The 18,366-nt window shown below is 69.9% G+C and carries 17 protein-coding genes; 10 read left to right on the top strand and 7 right to left on the bottom strand.

Going from position 1 to position 18,366, the window contains the following annotated elements:
• Nucleotides 1-47 precede the first annotated feature (47 nt).
• Both IE307_RS04795 and IE307_RS04790 read right to left on the bottom strand, forming a co-directional pair.
• Complete coding sequence (locus IE307_RS04795; RefSeq protein WP_191296179.1) at nt 48-824, bottom strand: DUF2382 domain-containing protein; 777 nt, start codon at nt 822-824, stop codon at nt 48-50.
• A gap of 125 nt (nt 825-949) precedes the next feature.
• Nucleotides 950-1,654, bottom strand: coding sequence for an SDR family oxidoreductase (locus IE307_RS04790; RefSeq protein WP_191296178.1), 705 nt, complete (start codon nt 1,652-1,654; stop codon nt 950-952).
• A 76-nt stretch (nt 1,655-1,730) separates the two neighbouring features.
• Here IE307_RS04790 and IE307_RS04785 point away from each other — a divergent pair, with 76 nt between their 5' ends.
• Nucleotides 1,731-2,579, top strand: coding sequence for a LysR family transcriptional regulator (locus IE307_RS04785; protein WP_191296177.1), 849 nt, complete (start codon nt 1,731-1,733; stop codon nt 2,577-2,579).
• Here IE307_RS04785 and ilvD read toward each other — a convergent pair.
• Nucleotides 2,556-4,244, bottom strand: a complete 1,689-nt coding sequence (gene ilvD, locus IE307_RS04780) for a dihydroxy-acid dehydratase (RefSeq protein ID WP_191296176.1) — start codon at nt 4,242-4,244, stop codon at nt 2,556-2,558. The genes IE307_RS04785 and ilvD overlap by 24 nt on opposite strands.
• Before the next feature lie 173 nt (nt 4,245-4,417).
• A complete protein-coding gene (locus IE307_RS04775; RefSeq protein WP_191296175.1) occupies nt 4,418-5,587 on the bottom strand; it encodes an alginate lyase family protein in 1,170 nt (389 codons plus the stop codon).
• A 93-nt stretch (nt 5,588-5,680) separates the two neighbouring features.
• Here IE307_RS04775 and IE307_RS04770 point away from each other — a divergent pair, with 93 nt between their 5' ends.
• Nucleotides 5,681-6,148 (top strand): DUF6210 family protein, encoded by a 468-nt coding sequence (locus IE307_RS04770; RefSeq protein ID WP_191296174.1) that lies wholly within the window; start codon nt 5,681-5,683, stop codon nt 6,146-6,148.
• Between the two features lie 76 nt (nt 6,149-6,224).
• On the opposite strand, the gene IE307_RS04765 is transcribed toward IE307_RS04770, so the two are convergent.
• Nucleotides 6,225-7,694 carry a DUF1996 domain-containing protein gene (locus IE307_RS04765; protein ID WP_191296173.1) on the bottom strand — a complete coding sequence of 490 codons (1,470 nt, stop codon included), beginning with the start codon at nt 7,692-7,694 and terminating at the stop codon, nt 6,225-6,227.
• 97 nt (nt 7,695-7,791) lie between these two features.
• Nucleotides 7,792-8,694 (bottom strand): DUF4142 domain-containing protein, encoded by a 903-nt coding sequence (locus tag IE307_RS04760; RefSeq protein WP_191296172.1) that lies wholly within the window; start codon nt 8,692-8,694, stop codon nt 7,792-7,794.
• Nucleotides 8,695-8,831: 137 nt separating this feature from the next.
• Between IE307_RS04760 and IE307_RS04755 the strand changes: the two genes are divergently transcribed.
• From IE307_RS04755 to IE307_RS04725, 7 genes are all read left to right on the top strand, one after another.
• The gene (locus IE307_RS04755) at nt 8,832-9,590 is read left to right on the top strand and encodes an SGNH/GDSL hydrolase family protein (protein ID WP_191296171.1); all 759 of its coding nucleotides are present in this window, start codon (nt 8,832-8,834) and stop codon (nt 9,588-9,590) included.
• 142 nt (nt 9,591-9,732) lie between these two features.
• Nucleotides 9,733-11,127, top strand: coding sequence for an ABC transporter substrate-binding protein (locus tag IE307_RS04750; protein ID WP_191296170.1), 1,395 nt, complete (start codon nt 9,733-9,735; stop codon nt 11,125-11,127).
• A 112-nt stretch (nt 11,128-11,239) separates the two neighbouring features.
• Nucleotides 11,240-13,057, top strand: a complete 1,818-nt coding sequence (locus IE307_RS04745) for an ABC transporter permease (RefSeq protein ID WP_191296169.1) — start codon at nt 11,240-11,242, stop codon at nt 13,055-13,057.
• Nucleotides 13,054-13,746 carry an ABC transporter ATP-binding protein gene (locus tag IE307_RS04740; RefSeq protein ID WP_191296168.1) on the top strand — a complete coding sequence of 231 codons (693 nt, stop codon included), beginning with the start codon at nt 13,054-13,056 and terminating at the stop codon, nt 13,744-13,746. Before IE307_RS04745 ends, IE307_RS04740 begins: the two co-directional genes overlap by 4 nt.
• Nucleotides 13,743-14,396 (top strand): ABC transporter ATP-binding protein, encoded by a 654-nt coding sequence (locus IE307_RS04735; protein WP_191296167.1) that lies wholly within the window; start codon nt 13,743-13,745, stop codon nt 14,394-14,396. The genes IE307_RS04740 and IE307_RS04735 overlap by 4 nt, the downstream gene beginning before the upstream one ends.
• Nucleotides 14,393-15,646 carry a choice-of-anchor P family protein gene (locus IE307_RS04730; RefSeq protein WP_191296166.1) on the top strand — a complete coding sequence of 418 codons (1,254 nt, stop codon included), beginning with the start codon at nt 14,393-14,395 and terminating at the stop codon, nt 15,644-15,646. The genes IE307_RS04735 and IE307_RS04730 overlap by 4 nt, the downstream gene beginning before the upstream one ends.
• Complete coding sequence (locus tag IE307_RS04725; protein ID WP_189157986.1) at nt 15,643-15,960, top strand: hypothetical protein; 318 nt, start codon at nt 15,643-15,645, stop codon at nt 15,958-15,960. Before IE307_RS04730 ends, IE307_RS04725 begins: the two co-directional genes overlap by 4 nt.
• On the opposite strand, the gene IE307_RS04720 is transcribed toward IE307_RS04725, so the two are convergent.
• Nucleotides 15,947-16,690 carry a class I SAM-dependent methyltransferase gene (locus IE307_RS04720; RefSeq protein WP_191296165.1) on the bottom strand — a complete coding sequence of 248 codons (744 nt, stop codon included), beginning with the start codon at nt 16,688-16,690 and terminating at the stop codon, nt 15,947-15,949. The two genes, IE307_RS04725 and IE307_RS04720, sit on opposite strands and share 14 nt — an antisense overlap.
• 256 nt (nt 16,691-16,946) lie before the next feature.
• Between IE307_RS04720 and IE307_RS04715 the strand changes: the two genes are divergently transcribed.
• Nucleotides 16,947-18,287 (top strand): cellulose binding domain-containing protein, encoded by a 1,341-nt coding sequence (locus IE307_RS04715; protein ID WP_191296164.1) that lies wholly within the window; start codon nt 16,947-16,949, stop codon nt 18,285-18,287.
• Nucleotides 18,288-18,366 lie beyond the last annotated feature (79 nt).

Below are 18,366 nucleotides of genomic sequence, written 5' to 3'. Positions count from 1 at the left end.
CGAACCGCCCACCGGCGGAAGTGGTGGGCGGTTCGCTGGTGGTTCGTCTAGCGGCGGCTGCGCGGTTCGTCGTCGCGCTCGACCTCGACGCGTTCCTTGCGGACCTCGCCCTTGATGTCCTTCTGCTCGGTGACGGCGTCCTTCTCCAGCCGGACCCGTTCCGTCGCCTCCGTGCGCTTCTGCACGACCGGCTCCTCGCGGTGCAGCGTGACCTCCGCCTGCTCGTCGGCGAACGCCCTGCGCGGCTCACCGGTCGCGGGCTCGCGGACGACCCTGACCTCCTCGTGCGTGACCGGCACGGTGATGTTGCGCTGCTCGGTGACCGTGTGCTTGACCAGCCGCACCCGGCCCGCCTCGACCTGGCGGGTGCCGACGTCGAGCCTCTCCTCCGAGAGCGTCACCTCGGCCGCGTCGTCCGCGGCACGACCACGTCGCTGGCCGGCGGCCTGCTGGCGCTGACCGGCGGCCTGCTTGCCGTCGAGCCGGTCGTGCTCACCGGTCTTGGCGTGCGGGATCATCCCGTAGTGCCGGTAGAGCGCCTCCTGCTCCTCGTCCGACATGTGGTCGTCCGAGGTGTGCATGCTCGGCGACTCCTTCACCTGCTCCTTGGTGACCGGGACGGTGATCGCGCCGCCCGCCACGCTGCCCTGCTGGATCGGGACGAAGCTCTCCTTCATCCCGAACAGTCCGGTGTGGACCTCGGCCCACATCGGCTTGCCGGTGCCGTCCTCGAGCCACACCCGTTTGACCGAACCGATCTTCTCGCCCTTGTTGTCGATCACGTCGCAGTCGTACAGAGCCTCAACGTGCGTCTGATCGATCATGGTCGTCGTCCCTCCGCGTTGGCTGTCGCTTGCAGACGCGAAGTACCCGCCACAGAGGACTCAATCTCAGGTGGCCACCGACCGGGTGACCGTGCGCGCGTGGCGATTCAGCCGTCCGGGCGACGTCACCAGGGGACGACGCCCTCGTCGTCGAAGAAGCCGCCGCGCGGCCCGTCGTCCGGGAGGGTGGCGAGCCGGATCGCGATCGCGGCGCCCTGTTCGGGCGTGCGGTCCGGGAGGTGGCCGGTGAAGTCGGTCGCGACGTAACCGGGGCAGCAGGCGTTGACGATGACGTTCGTGTCCGCGAGAGCCCGCGCGTACTGGACCGTGAGGCTGTTGAGCATCGACTTCGACGGCGCGTACGCGGCCATGACCGGACCGGTCTGCAACGCCAGCGAGCCCATGTTGCTCGACACGTTGACGATGCGGGGTGAGGTCGCGCGGCGCAGCAGCGGGAGCACCGCGTTCGTCACCCGCACGACGCCGAACACGTTGGTGTCGAGCACGGTGCGGAGGACGTCGAGGTCGAGCGTCGCCGGGTCCTGCGGTCCCGGACCGCTGATCCCGGCGTTGTTGACGAGCACGTCGAGCCGGTCGAGTGCGGCCGCCGCCTCGGCGACGCTGTCGTCGGACGTGACGTCGAGCGCGACGCCGAACGCGTCGATCCCCTTGGCCCGCAGCCGTTCGACGGCGTCCTTGCGGCGGACGTCGTCGCGTGCGCCCACCGCGACCGTGAAGCCGAGCGCTCCGAGCCCCTCGGCGATGGCGAAACCGATTCCCTTGTTCGCGCCGGTGACCAGCGCTGTCCTCTTGTCGTTCACACCACCCATGCTCGACGCGCTCCGCCCGCCTGTCCAAGATCGATCCAGTGCGCTGTGATACCCGGCGGGTATTAGGCTTCGGCGCGTGGACGACCTCGAGACGCGCGAGCTCCGGTACTTCGTCGCGGTGGCGGAGGAGCTCCACTTCGGGCGCGCCGCCGAACGCCTCGGCATCGCGCAGCCGCCGTTGTCGCGGGCGATCTCCCTGCTGGAGCGGCGGCTCGGCGTCACGCTCCTCGACCGGGACCGGCGTGGTGCGTCGCTCACCGCCGCGGGCGCGGTGCTGCTGCGGGAGGCCAGGACGGCCCTCGACGCGGTCGCGGCCGCCGCCCGCCGGACGCGCCGTGCCGCGGACCCGTCGCGTCCGCTGGTGCTCGTGACGAAGGCCGGGGCGTCCCACGAGCTGTTGCGGGCACTGCTGGACGCGGCCGACGAGCCCGTCGAGGTGCTGCTGTGCGAGGTGGGGGAGCAGGCGCACCGGCTGCGCGACGGGCAGGCCGACGTGGCGATCGTGCACCGGCCCTACGACGACCTCGCCGGGTTCGAGACCGAGGACCTGCACGTCGAGGGGCAGGTGGCGATCGTGCCGGCGACGCACCCGCTCGCGGCCCGCGAGAGCGTCACGCTGGCGGAGGTGAGCGACGTGCCGGGCCTGCCGATCGCCCGCTGGCCCCGCCTCGACGGCACCTACCCGGACGGGCCGGGCCCCGAGGTGCGCACGCAGTCGCAGCTGGCCCAGCTGGTGGCCCTCGGCCTGACCCTGCTCGTCATCCCCGCGTCCAGCCGCGCCTGGCAGTGGCCGGAACACGTCGCGGTGCCCGTCACCGACGCGCCGGACGTCACGACGACGCTCGCCTGGCCGCCCGGAGCCCCTGTCGGGCCGCTGGTCCGGGCGGCCAGGCGTCGTTTCCTAGTCGCAGACGGCTCCGCGTGAGGCCGAACCGACCAGCTTCGCGTACTTGGCGAGCACACCGCGTTCGTAGCGCGGGGGCAGCGGCGCCCAGCCCTCGCGGCGGCTCTCCAGGTCGGCCTCGACGTCGAGCGTGCCCTCGGCGACGTTCAGCGTGATCCGGTCGCCGTCCCGCACGAACGCGATGGGCCCGCCGTCGACCGCCTCCGGCGCCACGTGCCCGACGCAGAGTCCGGTCGTGCCACCGGAGAACCGGCCGTCGGTGAGCAGCAGGACGTCCTTGCCGAGGCCCGCGCCCTTGATCGCCGCGGTGATCGCGAGCATCTCCCGCATGCCCGGCCCGCCCTTGGGACCCTCGTAGCGGATCACCACGACGTCGCCCGCGGTGATGGTGCCGTCCTCCAGCGCGTCCATCGCGGCGCGCTCGCGGTCGAACATGCGCGCGGTGCCGGTGAAGACGTCCGAGTCGAAGCCCGCGGACTTGACCACGGCGCCCTCCGGGGCGAGCGAGCCCTTGAGGATCGTGATGCCGCCGGTGTGGTGGATGGGCTTGTCCAGGGCGCGCAGGACCAGGCCGTCCGGGTCGGGCGGCGCGATGTCGGCGAGGTTCTCCGCCACCGTGCGGCCGGTGACGGTGAGGCAGTCGCCGTGCAGCAGACCGGCGTCCAGCAACGCCTTCATCACCACGGGCACGCCGCCGATGCGGTCGACGTCCGTCATCACGTGCCGCCCGAACGGCTTCACGTCCGCCAAGTGCGGCACGCGCGCGCCGATGCGGCTGAAGTCGTCGAGGCTGAGCTCGACGCCCGCCTCGTGCGCGATGGCCAGCAGGTGCAGCACCGCGTTGGTCGAACCGCCGAACGCCATCACGACGGCGATCGCGTTCTCGAACGCCTCGCGCGTCATGATCTGCCGCGCGGTGATGCCCTTGCGCAGCATCTCGACCACGGCCTGCCCGGAGCGGCGCGCGAACCCGTCGCGGCGCCGGTCGGTGGCCGGGGGAGCGGCACTGCCCGGCAGCGACATGCCGAGGGCTTCGGCGGCGCTGGCCATGGTGTTCGCCGTGTACATGCCACCGCACGCGCCCTCACCCGGGCAGATCGCGCGTTCGATCAGGTCGACGTCCGCCCGGCTCATCAGACCGCGCGCGCAGGCCCCGACGGCCTCGAACGCGTCGATGATCGTGACTTCCTTCTCGGTGCCGTCGGACAGCGTGACCCGGCCGGGCAGGATCGACCCCGCGTAGAGGAACACGCTCGCCAGGTCGAGCCGCGCCGCCGCCATCAGCATGCCGGGCAACGACTTGTCGCACCCCGCGAGCAGCACCGACCCGTCGAGCCGCTCGGCCATCATCACGGTCTCGACGCTGTCCGCGATCACCTCGCGCGAGACCAGCGAGAAGTGCATGCCCTCGTGGCCCATCGAGATGCCGTCCGACACCGAGATCGTGCCGAACTCCAGCGGATACCCGCCCGCCGCGTGCACCCCGTCCTTGGACGCCTTCGCGAGGCGGTCCAGCGGCAGGTTGCACGGCGTGATCTCGTTCCACGACGAGGCCACGCCGATCTGCGGCTTCTCCCAGTCCTCGTCACCCATGCCGACGGCCCGGAGCATGCCGCGCGCGGCGGTGCGCTCCAGGCCGTCGGTCACGTCGCGGCTGCGTGGCTTCACGTCCGGTGTTTCGGTCATGAGAGCACGCTAGTGCCGTGGGGTGAAATATGCCGTGGTGGGTCGTGGTCAGGCGGACGGCTCGGGTGCCGCCCCCACGTCCTCATACCGGACGTGTGGGGGGCGGTGCCGCGAGCCGTCCCACTGAGCGCGACCCGGCTCGTCAGATTTCACCCCGCAGCACTAGGCCGCTCCTAGCTCGGGTTGGCCGCGTGAGTCAGCGTCTCCCAGGCGATGAACAGGTTGTCGGTCCCGTGTGGACGCTTCGACTCGGTGTAGATCTTGGTGTTCGCCATCGCGATGCCCAACCGGGTGTTCAGCGCGTTGTAGCTGACCTCCGGGGTCGGCCCGAGCTCACGGCTGAACGAGCCGCCGCACAACCACGACGGCACCGGCTCGCCGTTCTGGTACTTGGAGTGCAGCCCCCACGCGTGCCGCATGCGGTCCTTGATCTCACCCCAGATGTCCTGGCCCTGGATGTGCGCGGTCTCGGCGAGGTGCGAGGCCGCACTCAGCCCGTACGCCGTGTGCGCGAAGTCCCGGCAGGTCTCCTGGGTGACGCCGTCGACGAACGTGGACTGGTTGTGCCAGTAGGAGATGATCTCGGCCCTGGTGTCGATGCCGCTGCCCGGCGGCGTCTTCGGCAGCGCCCCGTCGGTGGTCAGGTAGATGAACGCCTGGATCCGGGTCCGGAAGATGCCGATGGCCTTGTCGTAGGCGGCGCGGTCCTCCAGGAACACCGCGATGCCGATCGACGCCTCCATCATGCTGAGTTCCCAGTTGCCGTTCGTGTTCGCGCGGCCGTTCTGGATCTCGGGCAGGTAGACGTTCCGCAACATCGTGCCGAACCGCGCGCTGTTCGGCCATGTCCCGTAGACGTGCTTGATGATCTCGGCGGCCTTCGGCCAGCTGCTGGCCGACCACGCCGTCTGCAGCGGGGCGTTGGAGTTGGTGTGGTCGCGGATGGTGTTCGACCAGGCGTCCATGATCTGGATGGCCTTGGTCGCGTACCTGGCGTCGCGCGTGACGTACCAGGCGAGCGACAGGGTGTAGGCCGCGAGCGCGTCCTCGCGTTCGTCGGTGCAGCCGTTGTTGGGGTTGCTGACCGGGCCGCACTCCACGACGGCGCGCGGTTTCGGCGTGCGGTTCAGGTCGGCGTACTTCGACGCCATCATTCGGTCGTACGCGAGCTTCCACGGCTGCGCGCCGGCCAGAACCTTGGTGCGCATGAAGTCCAGCTGTGGCCGGGAGACCACGACTCCCGGGTGGACGAACGTCGCGGGCGCCGCTTGGGCTGAGCCGGTGACCGGGACCAGGAGGGATGCCAGCAGTGCGATCAGCACCGTGCAGGAGCGGGTGACCATGCGGCCAGTGTTAGTGGTCTATACCTTTCTGGTCAATGATTCCGGAACACGGTTCACGGTGGTGAACCGGTTCACGTGGGTGAACGCTGAAACGTGTTGAAATCGGTGGTGCAGAACGCGAAGCTGCGGCGCATGAGCATGCGCCGGTACGTCTACCTGGATCCCGACGGCAGCGTCGGTGACGACTGGTTGCACGTCGTGGTCGAGGCGGGGACCGGGGTCTTCTACCAGACGCAGTACGGCGGACACGCCTGCCGTCGTGGACAGGCCGAGGGTTTTCTGGTGCCGCTGTTCGGTCCCGACGGTCTGGACGCGCTGCGCGCGCTGTTCGAGAACCACTTCCGCGGCTGGGGGACGTGGAATCACGAGTGGTCGGACGACGAGCGGTCCAGGCTGCGGGACGGCGTCGCGATGATCGGCTACTGGGCGTGTGACGGGTCCGACGAGGAGCTGACCGAACTGCGGCTGGACGAGAGCCGGATGCGCGACGCCGACGAAGCGTGGGTGCCGGTGATCACGGCGGACGGGCCCGGCGTCCTCGTGTGGTGCAACTCGGACTGATGTTCCACTGTGGACAGCGAAGGGCCCCGGTGCGCGGGAGGTGCACCGGGGCCCTTCGGATCAAGCGGTCAGAGCGTCACTCGCGGCACTTCTTGCCGGAGTTCACGCAGTTGACCAGGCGGTTCATGATCTTCTGCGACATCACGTTGGCGAAGTCGTCGTGGTCGGTGAGCGGGTTGTGCTCCTCCTCCGGGAAGGAGTCGACCAGGTAGCGCCCGTCCTTCTGGACCTCGAGCGGGATGTTGTAGGTCAGGGAGATGCGCAGCTGCGGCACGGCCTTGAAGCCCTGCTTGCACTTGCCGTTGGCGTCGGGGAACACGATGTGGTCGCGGTGGTTCGCGGAGTCGATGTTCTTGCCGTCCCAGCAGCTCGGGAAGTCGTGCACGCGCTTGACCTTCGCGCCCTGCGGGCAGATCGGGTACTTGTCCATCAGGACCTTGTCCTCGAAGCCCGTGCAGGTCCAGGACGCCTTGGCGTTCTTCGGGCCGTTCTGGCCGGCCTTGGCGTCGCCGTAGAGCACGCGGAGGAACTTGGGCATCGCGGTGACCTTGCCGACGGGCGAGCCGCGGAACTGCAGGTCGACGACGGCCGGGCGCTGGATCTTGCCCTCGTTGCCCTCGAGCTCGTTGTCGGCGCCCTCTTCGGGGTTGGCCTGCTGCTTCTTCTGCTCGGTGCCCTCGGCCTGGGCGTCGTCGCTGTTCTGGCCACCGTTGTCGAGGCCCTGCTCGCCCTGCGCCTTGTCCTTCACGGCACAGGCGGCGGCCGGGTTCAGGTCGGGGGCCTGCTGGCCCTGGCGGCTGAACGCCAGCATCATCCGGTTGAGGATGGCGGCGCGCTTCTCGCGCGTCGGGCCGACGATGACGTTGTCACGGTCCTGGGCCTTGGTCGAGGCGACCTTCTTCTCGGCCTCGGCGGTGACGTTCTCGAGGTTCTCGAGCTCCTTGTCGATCTCCGCCTGGGCCGCGTCCGGCACGTTCTCGGGGAGCAGCGACGCGGCGTCGGGGCACTCGAGCTGAGCCGCTTCCTTGGCGGCCTTGTCCTTGTCCTGCTGGGCCTTGTCGTCCTTCTTCGGCGGGGCCTGCTCCGCGGGCGGCGCGGCCTCCTCCGGTTCCTCGTCGATGATGCGCACGACGGGCCAGAAGTAGGCGGACTTGTCGCCGTTGCGGCAGGTCGTGCCGGCCGCCTGGAGCGACTGGTTGTTCGAGTCCGCGTTGGTGGACAGGTTGCCGACGTAGTCGTGCAGGTGCTGGGCACCGTTGCGGACACCAGGCTGCGCGATGAAGTTGTCCGGGTTGAAGTGCCCGTTCTCGTTCCGCCCGCAGTTCACGGTGAACGTGCCTGTGGTGGCGTTGTTCTGCTGCCTTGGTTTCTTGACGTTCGGCTTCACCTTGGTGATGTCGACGAACAAGCTCTTGTCCGCACCGTCGGCGAGCGCGGAGCCATCAGAAGAACTGATGGCCACCACCGCGGCGCCGCCCGCGACCACGGCCATCGCCGCAGCGGCGGCGGTGAGCCAGATCGTGGATTTCCTCCGGTGAATAGCCATTTGCCACCTCGTGGTAGTCAGATAAAACGGCATGGTGAAGCTGACGGCGGTATGGGGCCGCTATCTTCGGATTGACCTGGGTGTGCTGTTTTGGGATTTAGTACGAACGAGATTTCCGCCGTGATTTCTTCGATCGGGATATCACTCGCATCCCCACCAGCGCGAGCGCGAGCACCGCGATGGCTCCGAAGAAGACACCGTTGTTGTCCCCGAACACGCCTTGCTCGGCGGTGCGGGTGAACCTGGTGCCCTCGGGCACGGTCGGGATCACGCCGTCGGTCGGGTTGGCCGTCTGCTCGCCCGCCTGGTCACCGTTCGCGTCCGGGGTTCCGGTGGTGTCCGCGGGTGGTGCGGGTGCGAGCGGCTGCGGTGACTCCAGTCCTGCGAAGTCGACGCGACCCGTCTCCTCGAGCACCTTCATGTGGTCGAAGACGGTGATCATCGCTTGTGTGGAGAGGATGCGGATGAGCTCGTTCTTGGTGCCCGCCCGGATCTGCGCGGCATAGGCGTAGACCTTGCCGTGCGCCGCCCGGAGGCGGTTGGCGAAGACGGCGTCGAACTCGTCGCCGGCCGCCGCGTCCATCTCGGCGAGCCAGCCCTTCTGCTCGTCGGACGCCTCGGTGGGCAACGTGTGGCCGAGCAGGACGCCCGCCCTGTTCACCACGTTGTCCAGGAGCGTGTGCCCCTCGATGAGGTGCTTGCAGGCCTCTTGGATCTTGGGCTGGTCGGCTCGCTTGGCCTTGCCCTTCTCGCCCGCGGGCTTCTCCCACAGCCCGGCCTGCTTGACCCGGTTCATGAAGTCCCGGTCAGCCGGTCCGAGCGGACCCCACTGCGTCTGGACGACCTCGTCGCCCTTGCCACCGCTGTCAGGCGGCGGCGTGGAGATGGGGGTGGACGGCGTCGTGCTGGGCTGGCCGTCGGCACTCCCGGTGTTCAAGAGCACCGCCAGCGCACAGCCGGCCAGCGCGACCATCAGTCGCGTCGGCTTCGCCAAGTCCATGGGGAGTCGCACGACCGGGGATACGGCCAGGAGGGGGATGCTGCCTCAGTTCGAGACGTCGCCGTTATCGAAACGTTATCGAAGTGGCCGCAACCCCAGGCGAATGTGCTCCGAATGCCCGACATAAGGTCGTGAGCATGAGCAAGCGTTTTGTGGCGTTGGGGGACTCGTTCACCGAAGGTGTGGGCGATGACGACGCCAGTCGTCCGAACGGCGTGCGCGGGTGGGCGGACCGCGTGGCCGACGTGCTGGGGGCGGCGGATCCCGAGTTCGCCTACGCCAACCTGGCCGTGCGCGGCCGGCTGATGCCGCAGGTGCTGGGCGAGCAGCTCGACCGCGCTCTCGCGATGAAGCCGGACCTCGTCTCGCTCTACGCGGGCGGCAACGACCTCATGCGCCCGAAGGTGGACATCGACGCGCTGATGCGCCGCTACCGCGCGGCCGTCGCGCGGTTGGCCAACGCGGGCGCGCGCGTGATCCTGTTCACCGGCGTCGACGGTGGTGAGGACCCGGTGTTCCGCAGGATGCGGGGCCGCGTGGCCATCTACAACGAGCACGTGCGCTCGATCGCCCAGGAACACGCGTGCGTGCTGGTCGACATGTGGAACATGCGCCAGCTGCGCGACCGTCGCATGTGGTCCCAGGACCGGCTGCACCTCAACTCGCTGGGCCACACCGAGGTCGCCGTCTCGGTGCTGGAGGGCCTCGGCGTCCCGCACGCGCTGGAGCGCACCCTGCTCGGTGTCGCGCCGCTGGTCGACCGGCGCGTCCGGCGCGCGGAGGACTGGAAGTGGGCGCGCGAGCACGTCGTGCCGTGGGTGGTGCGGCGCGTGCGCGGGGAGTCGTCCGGTGACGTGATCCGGCCCCGTCGTCCGGAGCTGCTCCCGCCGTCGTAAGTAGAACGCGTTCCTCAGCGCGGTCTCCAATAACGACGTGACAGCGCTTTGGTGACGGCTTTCCCGACGATTGTTTGCATGTAGAACGCGTTCTAGAAGACGCTTGGGTCTGGATGGATGCAGAGCCCTAGCGTTCGTTCGCATGCGTCGCAGGACCGCACTGATCGCACTGACGATCTGCGCGCTGATCGCCGGATGCGGGAGCAGGCTCACCGACGAGCAGCGCGCGGCACTCGTCGTGCCCCAGGGCGGGTCGGCCGTGGCCCAGGACGGCGCCGTGACCGGCGAGGACGGCACCGTCCCCGAGGGCTCCGCCGAGCAGCCGGGCGCCGCGAACCCGCAGGAGGCGGACAAGAAGCCGGTCCCGCCCGGCAGCATCGCGGGCGGGTGCCAGGGCACCGGCGGCGCCACGGACAAGGGCGTCACCGCGGGCGAGATCACGATCGCCAACATCTCCGACATCAGCGGCCCGGTCCCCGGCATCTTCCAGTCGGCGCAGCAGGCGACCAAGGCGTTCGTCGAGTACTTCAACGCCACCCAGGGCTCGGTGTGCGGGCGCAAGCTCAAGCTCGTCTCGTTCGACTCCCGCACCGACAGCGGCGGCGACCAGCAGGCCACCTCCCAGGCCTGCGAACAGGCCTTCGCCCTGGTGGGCTCGATGTCCGCGTTCGACCAGGGCGGCGGTCCGGCCGCGGCCGGCTGCGGCATCCCGGACCTGCGCGCCTCGACCGTCACCGCCCAACGGCAACGCACGGCCGTCAGCTTCGGTGTCGCGTCGAACGTCGTGAACCTCGTGTCGTCGGCCGGCCCGGACCTGGTCAAGTCGAGCTTCCCCGGCGCCGTCGGTGCCGCGGCCTACCTGTACCTCAACGCCGACGCGAGCGCGCAGAACGCCAAGAGCATGCAGAAGGCGGCGGAGGCGCGCGGGATCAAGTTCGTCTACTCGCAGGCCATCGACATCACCGACGTCAACTACGCGCCGTACGTGGCGAAGCTGAAGGAGACCGGCACCAAGATCGTCTACTGGATCGGGTCGGCGCAGTACGCGGTGCGGTTGCAGCAGGCCATGCGGCAGCAGGGGTACACGCCGGAGGCGTTCATCACGGACCCGTCGGCCTACGACCCGGCTTACGTGAAGCAGGGCGGCGCGGCGGTCGACGGCACGGTCGTCTACACCAACGGCGCGCTGTTCGAGGAGTCCAACGCGCAGATGGCGCTGTACAAGCAGTGGCTCGGGCGGGTGGCGCCCGGTGCGGCTCCGTCGTACTTCGGGATGTTCGCCTGGGCGGCGGCGCGGCTGTTCGTCACGACGGCGGCGAAGGTGGGGCCGCAGCTCACGCGCAAGGCGATGATCGAGGCGGTGCGCGGGGTGCACGACTTCACGGCGGAGGGGTTGGTCGCACCGCAGGACGTCGGCGGGAAGCGAACTTCGGCCTGCATGACGCTGGTGCGGCTCAAGGGCGGGGCGTGGAGCCGGCTGGCTCCGGCGTCCGGGTACTCGTGCGGGTCGTTGATCGACACGGGGGTGGGCGGATGACGAGCGCGGTGGCGGGGGAGCGGCGGGTTGTCACGCATCCCGTCTCCTGCCTCCTCACCGGGACGCGGCGTCCGGCCACCCCGCCGGCACGTCCCGCGGACGGGAGCGGCGCGTGACGGCCCTCCTCGCCTACACCATCTTCGGCCTCGTCACGGGCGGCGCGTACGCCGTCGTCGCCGGCGGCCTGGTGCTGACCTACAGCACCTCCAAGGTGTTCAACGTCGGCCACGGCGCGATCGGCATGGTCATGGCGTTCCTGTACTGGGAGCTCGCCGAGAACCGCGGCCTGCCGCAGTGGCTCGCGCTGCTGCTCGTGGTCGGCGTGGGCGCGCCGCTGTTCGGGCTGGTGGTCGAGCGGTTCATCATGCGGCGCCTCACGGGCGCACCCGTCGGCATCACGCTGGTGGCCGGGGTCGGCGTGCTGGTCGGGCTCATCGGTGTGGCGCAGGTGATCTGGCCGCCGCAGGCCCGCCCGGTGCGGCCGTTCCTCGACCAGCTCGGCGTCCACGTCGGACAGTCGTTCGTCAGCGGGCACGACCTGGTGACGCTCGCCTGCGCGGTGCTCGTCGCGGGCGGGCTGTACGTGCTGCTGAACCGGACGCGGACCGGGCTCGCGATGCGGGCGTGCGTCGACGCGCCGGAGCTGGCCTCGCTGTACGGCACGCGGCCGACGAAGTTGTCGGCGCTGAGCTGGGCGATCGGGTCGGCGCTGGCGGCGCTGGGCGGGATCCTGCTGACGCCGGTGGTGCAGCTCGACTACGTGACGATGACGTTGCTCGTCATCACCGCGTACACCGCCGCGCTGGTCGGGCGGTTGCGGAGTCTGCCGTGGACGTTCGCGGGCGCGCTCGGGCTGGGGCTCGTGCAGTCGTACGCGGTGGCGTACCTGCCGTCGTCGCCGTTCTGGATCTCGTTCCGCGCGGCCATTCCGGCGTTGTTGCTGTTCGTCGTGCTGCTCGTGATGCCGCAGTCGCCGTTGCGGATCGGCGGTGTCCGGGGATCGCGCGGGGTGGCGACACCGAGCGCGGTGACGACCGGCGTCGCGGCCGCGTTGTTCGGCGCGGTGGTGGTCGTGCTGGCGTTGCTGGTCGACCCGGTGGTGGCCGCGCAGCTCGCGCTGGGGCTGGTGTTCGGGATCGTGATGCTGTCGATGGTGCTGCTCACCGGGTACGGCGGGGTGGTGTCGCTGGGGCAGTTCACGTTCGTCGGTGTGGGCGCGGTGACGGTGGCGCGGCTCGGGAGCTCGTCGCCACTAGCGCTGATCGCGGGCGCCGGGGTCGCGGCGGTGGTCGGCGCGCTGATCGCGTTGACGGCGCTGCGGGTCAGCGGGCTGTACCTGGCGCTGGCGACGCTGGGGTTCGCGCAGCTCATGGACAAGCTCGTGCTGCAGTCGCCGATCGCGTTCGGGGTGCGGGGAAGTCTTCAGGTGCCGAGGCTGGTCGAGTCGCCCGCCGCCCAGCTGCTGCTGGCCGCGGGCACGTTCGTCCTGGTCGGGATCGGGGTGCTGGCGATCCGGCGCGGACGGCTCGGGCGGCGGATGATCGCGGTCAAGGACAGTTCGGCGGCGTGCGCGACTCTGGGCCTCAACGTGCGGTGGATCCGGGTCTGGGTGTTCTCGCTGTCGGCGGCGATCGCGGGCCTGGCGGGCGGGTTGTTCGCGCAGCTGCGGGAGACCGTCGCGGCGAGCGACTTCCAGCTGTTCAACAACCTGCCGCTGCTGCTGTTCGCGGTGATCGCGGGCGTGACGTCGGTGTCCGGCGCGCTGCTCGGCGGGGTGCTGCTGATGCTGCTCCCCGTGCTGCAGAGCGGTTTCCCGGCGTTCGCGGGGGTGGCCGTGGTGCTGCTCGGCGTGGCGGCGGCCGGTCTGTCCCGCGATCCGAACGGACTGGTCAGCTGGGGCTTCCGGGCCTGGTCCTGGCGGCGCGCATGAGCACGTTGCGGGTGAAGGGCGTGACGGTCCGCTTCGGCGAGGTGACCGCGGTCGACGACGTGACCCTCACCGTCGAGCCCGGCGTCACGGGGCTCATCGGCCCCAACGGCGCGGGCAAGACGACGTTGTTCGACGTCATCAGCGGGCTGCGCAGGCCGTCGGCCGGTCAGGTGTCGCTGGACGAGGAGGACATCACGTCCAAGGGGCCGCACCAGCGGTCCAGGATGGGCGTGGCGCGGACGTTCCAGCGGCTGGAGGTGTTCGGGTCGCTGACGGTCTGGGAGAACGTCGTGGTGGCGCTGGAGAGCCGCCGCAGGCCCGCGAGGCTGGCCGGGGAGCTCCTGGAACGCGTCGGGATCGCGAAGTTCGCGGACGACCAGGCCGACACCGTGCCCACCGGGGCGGCACGGCTGCTCGAACTGGCTCGCGCGCTCGCCACCGATCCGGTCCTGCTGCTGCTCGACGAGCCGTCGTCCGGGCTCGACCGCGCGGAGACCGAGGAGTTCGGCGAGCTGCTGCGGCAGCTGAGCGCGGAAGGCCGTTCGGTCGTGCTGGTCGAGCACAACATGGACCTCGTCATGGGCTACTGCGACCACGTGCACGTGCTGAACCTCGGGCGGTTGCTGGTCTCCGGGACCCCGGACGTCGTCCGCGCGCACGAAGGTGTCCGGGAGGCGTACCTCGGATGATCGACCTGACGGACGTCCACGCCGGCTACGGCCGCATCGAGGTGCTGCGCGGGGTCTCGCTGAACGTGCCGCGCGGGTCCGTCACCGCGTTGCTCGGCCCGAACGGCGCCGGCAAGTCGACCCTGGTCAAAGTCCTCAGTGGACAGATCAGGGCCACCTCGGGGCACGTGCACCTGGGCGGAGTGCACGTCAACGACGCGGCGCCCGACGAGCTCGCCCGCGCGGGCCTGTGCACGATCCCGGAGGGCCGCGCGATCTTCCCGAACCTGACCGTCGCGGAGAACCTGCGGCTGATGCGCGGCGACGCCGACGTGGTCTACGCGCGGTTCCCGAAGCTCAAGGCTCGTCAGAAGCAGCTCGCCGGTTCGATGTCCGGCGGCGAGCAGCAGATGCTCGCGTTCTCCCGCGCGCTGATCACCGACCCGGCGGTGCTCGTGATCGACGAGCTGTCGATGGGCCTCGCACCGGTGATCGTCGCCGAGCTGTACGAGGTCGTCGGGGAGCTGGCGCGTTCCGGCGTCACGATGCTGATCGTCGAGCAGTTCGCCGAGACCGCCTCCGCCGTCGCCGACCAGGTCGTCGTGATGACGCACGGCGAGATCTCGGCCGACGGCGACCTCGCCACCGTCTACTTCGGAGGGACGTCATGAGGTACGCGCTCGTCCTGCTGCTCCTCCTGCTGTCCCCGGCACCGGCCAGGGCCGCGGACATCGGCGGCTTCACGCTGTCCGCCCGCGCCGCGCCGGTCTCCGTGCTGCTGCACACCGACCTCCTGCCGGTGCCCGCCGAACCGCAGGGCGAGGCGCACCTGTCCTACACCCAGACCGAACTGGGCTCCGGCCCGATCGGACGGTCGCTGGCCAGCTCGCTGTGGCCGGGCGCGGCCGTCGGCACGGGCCTCCCGCAGCTGCTCGGGTTCGCCTACCCGGTGCAGGCGAACGCCGCGCACCCCGGCGGTCCCGCCGACCAGTCGCAACCGGGGATGCGCGCCGCGGCCGGCGCCGCGAAGGCCGAGTCCCACGCGGGCGCGAAGCAGGAGGTCCCGTTCCTGTTGACCGCGGACGGCCTGTCGTCGAGCAGCGTCAGCACCGTCAGCGCCTCCGAGGCCAGGTCCACTGCCGTCACGTCCGCGCAGACGATCTCGCTGCTGGCCGGTGTGGTCGTGATGTCGGGCCTGAAGTTCGAGTCCGTCGCCGTGAGCGACGGCGGCAAGGGGAGCGGCACCAGCACGTTCTCGGTCGCCGAGTTCACCGTGCTGGGCCAGAAGTTCCCGGTCAAGGCCCCGGACGCGCCTCCGGACGGGCTCCTGAAGGCGTTGGAGCCACTGGGGATCGCGCTGGCCTGGCCGACGGCCTCCACCAAGCTCGAGGGCACGTCGGCGACCGCGACCAGCCGCGGCCTGACCCTGACCGTCGACGTGCTGGCGTTGCGCACGAAACTCGGTCTCGGCGGCATCCTGGACGGCGTCCTGGCGCCGTTGCTGCCCAAGGAACTCGTGCCGCTGCTCAACCCGCTGCGCAAGATGGTCGTGGTCGTCGGCGACACCGAGGCCGTCGCAAACGCTTCCGCCTCGGCTCCTCTGAGCCCGCCCGACGCACCGGCGCCCGTCGCACCCGTGCCACCCGCCGCCGACACCCCGCCGCCCGCCCTGGGGGCTGTACCCCCTGTGGCAGGGGTGAACCCGCCGGGGAAGTCGGTCACACCGGTCGCCTCCGTCCGCGCCAAACCCCGGTCGCTGCTCGACTTCCCCGGTGTACCGGCGTTGCTGGTCCTCACCGGCCTGGGCGTCGCGGCGGCGGGGGCGTTCGGCATGAAGTCGTTCGGCACCTTCCTGCTGGGCGGCGCCCCCTGTCCCTCCGGGCACCCGACCGGTGTCCCCGACCTGCGGGTGAACCCATGACCATCCAGGACCGCCGCCGCGCGCGGATGCGCAGCGGGCTCGGACTCGCCGGCACGATGCTGATGACCGCGGGCATCGCGGCGATCCTCTTCGCCTGGTGGGGCGTCGCGCACACCGGGTACACGTTCGAGCAGATCCCCTACGTCGTCTCCGGCGGGATCCTCGGGGTCGGGCTGATCGGCGTCGGCGGGTTCCTCTACTTCGGATCGTGGCTGACGAAGCTCCTGGAGGAGCAGCGCCAGACCACTTACGCGCTCCTGCAGCTGCTGGAGGAGCGCGACCGCGAACGGGTGGAACGCACTAGCGTGCTGTGAGGGCGTACGCCGGCAGGGGAACGTTGCCGCTCTTCTGACTGGTCTGGCGCAGCAGCTCCTTGGCCAGGCCGTCCGGCGCCTCCTCCAGTGCGATGGCGACCTCCCAGTCCGCGTCCTGCAACGCGCTGGTGTCCATGTCGCTCACGGCCTCGACCTCCCAGCCCGTCCGCTCGAGTGCGCCGAGCAGCGTCGCGCGGGTGATCGGGGCCCGGACGTTGAGGTCGGTGTCCCCACCGAGCCTGTCCTGCGCCAGGACGGCGAGCAGGTGCGGGATCTGGTTCGGGTGTGCGGGCTGCGGGTCCCACTCGGCGAAGCACAGCCGGGAACCGAGCTCCCGCGCCCTGCCCAGCGTTCGTTCGAGCAGGCCGGCGGTCGCGAAGTACCAGGAACAGTGAGCGAGCACGACGAGGTCGTAGCCGGTTCCGACTTCGTCGGTGAGCACGTCCGTCTCGAAGCGCATGGTGATCCGGGAACCGAGAGGGCCGTCCATCAGGTGCCGGGCGGAGTCGCCGACGGTGACCGGTGCGCCGTAGCCGGGAGAGGCGACGTCCGTGCCGATCACCGTTCCATGTGGACCGACCTGGTCGGCGAGCACGGCCGTCATGTCGCCCTGCCCGCAACCGATCTCCAGGACGCGTGCGCCCTCGGGGATCTGCCAGGAACGGGCCAATTGGCAACGGTATGCGGTCTGCGTTGCCTGAATGTCCGGATCAAGACTGGAAGTCGCCATGAGGCGAGCGATTTCGTGAGCATCCATATGGTCCGCAGGGTAGAAGAGCACCTCCCGGTCGCGGTACCGGTTTCACCCACGTCAGGGCTTTCGTCAGTGGTCAACTGACGACCATGTCAAGTGGACTGGGCGTGAGAGCGTTCTCGCACAACGCCCTGACGTGCGACGATGAAGTCCGTTTCATCCCCTTGAACGAGTGGTTTAGACCAGTTAACGTGCCCACCATCACGTACCCCCTGCACGTGAATGGAGCACCATGAAGAAGTTTCGCTGGCAGATCCTGGCCGCAGGTCTGGCGATGGCCACCGTGGTCGGAGGCGTTCTCGCCGCGCCCGCGAGTGGCGCGTCGGGCGTGACGGCGGCGTTCACGAAGACCTCGGACTGGGGCAGCGGCTACGAGGCCAAGTACACGATCTCCAACAGCGGCGCGTCCGCGCTCTCGTCGTGGACCGTCGAGTTCACGCTTCCGGGCGGGCAGTCGATCGCGTCGCTGTGGGACGGCAGCTACGCCGCCAACGGCCAGAACATCACCGTTCGCAACACCTGGAACGGCACCGTTCCGGTCGGTGGCAGCGTCAGTTTCGGTTTCACCGTGAGGGGTTCCGGCGCGAACCCCTCGAACTGCAAGGTCAACGGCGGCTCGTGCGACGGCAACGGACAGCCGCCGACGACCACGACGACCACCACCACGACGACGACGACCACGTCGAACCCGCCGGTGCCCGGCACCGGCCGCGGCGCGCCCTACCTGTACCTGGGCTGGGGCAACCCGCAGAGCGCGACGCAGGTCATGAACGCGACCGGCGTCAAGTGGTTCACGCTGGCGTTCGTGCTGTCCGGCGGCGGCTGCACCCCCTCGTGGGACAGCGCGCGCCCGCTGACCGGTGGCGTCGACCAGCAGACGATCAACGCCATCCGCGCGGCCGGTGGTGACATCGTGCCTTCGTTCGGTGGCTGGAGCGGCAACAAGCTCGGCCCGAACTGCTCGACCCCCGAGGCGCTGGCCGGCGCGTACCAGCAGGTCATCAACGCCTACGGGCTCAAGGCGATCGACATCGACATCGAGAACTCCGACGAGTTCGAGAACACGACGGTCCAGGACCGGATCCTGACCGCGCTGAAGATCGTCAAGCAGAACAACCCGGGCATCCAGACGATCGTCACGTTCGGCACCGGCACCACCGGACCGAACTTCTACGGCGCTCGCCTGATCGACCAGGCCAAGGCCCTGAACGCGAACATCGACGTGTTCACGATCATGCCGTTCGACTTCGGCAGCTCGAACATCCGCACCGACACCATCGGCGCGGCCACCGGGCTCAAGAACAAGCTCAGGTCGACCTTCGGCTGGAGCGACGCCGAGGCGTTCAAGCACGTGGGCATCTCGGGCATGAACGGCCTGTCGGACCAGCGCGAGCTGACCACGGTCGAGGACTGGACCGCGATCCGCGACTGGTCGAAGTCCAACGGCCTCGGGCGACTGGCCTTCTGGTCGGTCAACCGCGACCGCGGCGGCTGCGACGGCCAGGTGTCGGCGAGCTGCTCCGGCATCGGGCAGACCGAGCTGGCCTTCTCGAAGATCACCGCCGGGTTCTGATCACCGGTCTGATCACAGCCGGTTCCTGAACGACCACGAGCCGTCAGCGCCATTTATTCGGTGGCGCTGGCGGCTTAGT

Source organism: Lentzea cavernae (assembly GCF_014653695.1).
Classification (GTDB): Bacteria; Actinomycetota; Actinomycetes; order Mycobacteriales; family Pseudonocardiaceae; genus Lentzea; species Lentzea cavernae.
Note: the sequence above shows the minus strand (reverse complement) of the source record. Positions and strands in the feature narration are given on the sequence as shown.

Coding starts and splice junctions, on each gene's coding strand:
- IE307_RS04795 (WP_191296179.1), bottom strand. CDS start 824: ATGATCGATCAGACGCACGTTGAGGCTCTGTACGACTGCGACGTGATC.
- IE307_RS04790 (WP_191296178.1), bottom strand. CDS start 1,654: ATGGGTGGTGTGAACGACAAGAGGACAGCGCTGGTCACCGGCGCGAAC.
- ilvD (WP_191296176.1), bottom strand. CDS start 4,244: ATGACCGAAACACCGGACGTGAAGCCACGCAGCCGCGACGTGACCGAC.
- IE307_RS04775 (WP_191296175.1), bottom strand. CDS start 5,587: ATGGTCACCCGCTCCTGCACGGTGCTGATCGCACTGCTGGCATCCCTC.
- IE307_RS04765 (WP_191296173.1), bottom strand. CDS start 7,694: ATGGCTATTCACCGGAGGAAATCCACGATCTGGCTCACCGCCGCCGCT.
- IE307_RS04760 (WP_191296172.1), bottom strand. CDS start 8,694: ATGGACTTGGCGAAGCCGACGCGACTGATGGTCGCGCTGGCCGGCTGT.
- IE307_RS04755 (WP_191296171.1), top strand. CDS start 8,832: ATGAGCAAGCGTTTTGTGGCGTTGGGGGACTCGTTCACCGAAGGTGTG.
- IE307_RS04750 (WP_191296170.1), top strand. CDS start 9,733: ATGCGTCGCAGGACCGCACTGATCGCACTGACGATCTGCGCGCTGATC.
- IE307_RS04740 (WP_191296168.1), top strand. CDS start 13,054: ATGAGCACGTTGCGGGTGAAGGGCGTGACGGTCCGCTTCGGCGAGGTG.
- IE307_RS04735 (WP_191296167.1), top strand. CDS start 13,743: ATGATCGACCTGACGGACGTCCACGCCGGCTACGGCCGCATCGAGGTG.
- IE307_RS04730 (WP_191296166.1), top strand. CDS start 14,393: ATGAGGTACGCGCTCGTCCTGCTGCTCCTCCTGCTGTCCCCGGCACCG.
- IE307_RS04725 (WP_189157986.1), top strand. CDS start 15,643: ATGACCATCCAGGACCGCCGCCGCGCGCGGATGCGCAGCGGGCTCGGA.
- IE307_RS04720 (WP_191296165.1), bottom strand. CDS start 16,690: ATGGCGACTTCCAGTCTTGATCCGGACATTCAGGCAACGCAGACCGCA.
- IE307_RS04715 (WP_191296164.1), top strand. CDS start 16,947: ATGAAGAAGTTTCGCTGGCAGATCCTGGCCGCAGGTCTGGCGATGGCC.